Here is a 1,277-nt window from a genome sequence, read left to right as displayed (position 1 = left end):
CCTTCCGACTTCAAAACCTTTACGACAGTCAACAAAAGGATTTTGAGATCAAGCAAAAAAGAACGATGATCCACATACCAGACATCGAGTTCAAATTTTTCCTCCCATGTCACTTTATTTCTCCCGTTGATCTGCGCCCAGCCCGTGATGCCCGGCTTGACTTCGTGGCGTCTCCACTGCCGCTTCGTATAAAGGGGGATATACTCCATCAAAAGCGGGCGCGGCCCGACGAGGCTGAGGTCTCCTTTGATAACGTTGATCAGCTGCGGCAATTCGTCAAGGCTCGTTTTTCTGATCAGCCGCCCCGTCTTTGTCAGCCGCTTTTCATCGCTTAGCAGATTGCCTGCTGCATCTCTTTCATCAGTCATCGTTCTGAATTTATATAATGTAAAAGGCTCGCCATTCAGCCCCGGACGGGTTTGGCGAAATAAAACAGGCGAGCCGATTTTCCATCTGATGAGACAAGCCGTCAGAATCATGGCCGGACTGAGCGCGACCAGCAAAATAACTGACAATGCAAGATCGAAAAACCGTTTCGCTAGCACGAAAAACGCACCCCTTTCTTTTATTTAAAAAATCCCTTTTGAAACGGGAAGGATAGAGAACACCGGTATGCTTGCAGCTTCGTTGTGACAATGCGCCGTTCCGCTTTCGTCAACATGACGAAATAGGCAAACAGGCCGTAAGCCAACGTCGCAGCCAGTGCCGTGACAAACAAAGACAGCAGGCTGACGATCGAAAATAAGTATTGAAGAGCGTAACAGACAGCCAAAGTAAATGAAGCGCCGGCAACCGGCCCGTATATGCCTTTATAAAAGACCCTTTTTCTTTCACCCGTAATCTTTGATGCATAAATCGGAGTGAAGACGACGTTTTTCAGCGTTAAAGCTGCCGCACCGGCCAGCGCAATTCCGTAAAGGCCGAGTCCCGCCGGGCCGCTCAGCACGATGGCAAGCAGCAAATTGACAACGCCGAAGGCAACCGTGGTCAGCGCCGGTGTTCTCAGCTTGTTATAGGCGGTAAAGATGTAAAACAGCGGCGCCGGGCTTAATGAAACAACCAAATAGCCCGCATGTATCAGTAAGAGCCATTTCAAATGTTCGAATGAAGGGCCGAGCCAAAGCGACAGAAACGGGCCGGCAAGCCCCCCCAGAAGCGCCGCCGGCAAAGCGAGCAGGATGCCGTTAAACCTGACGGCCTGATTGGCATAACGGACGAGCCCTTCTTTGTCGCCTTTTGAATAATAGAGTGTAATCGTAGGTGAAAATACGGCGGCT

Annotated in this window: 1 protein-coding gene and 1 pseudogene; both read right to left on the bottom strand. The window is 50.4% G+C overall.

Going from position 1 to position 1,277, the window contains the following annotated elements; translation table 11 throughout:
• A partial coding sequence (locus ACWHAR_RS21890; protein ID WP_452087811.1) for a sugar transferase occupies nt 1–545 on the bottom strand: 545 nt, incomplete at its 3' end.
• A 20-nt stretch (nt 546–565) separates the two neighbouring features.
• Nucleotides 566–1,277, bottom strand: a pseudogene (locus ACWHAR_RS21885) (MATE family efflux transporter); the annotation flags it as partial.

Source organism: Bacillus sp. LR--39 (assembly GCF_053613335.1).
Note: the sequence above shows the minus strand (reverse complement) of the source record. Positions and strands in the feature narration are given on the sequence as shown.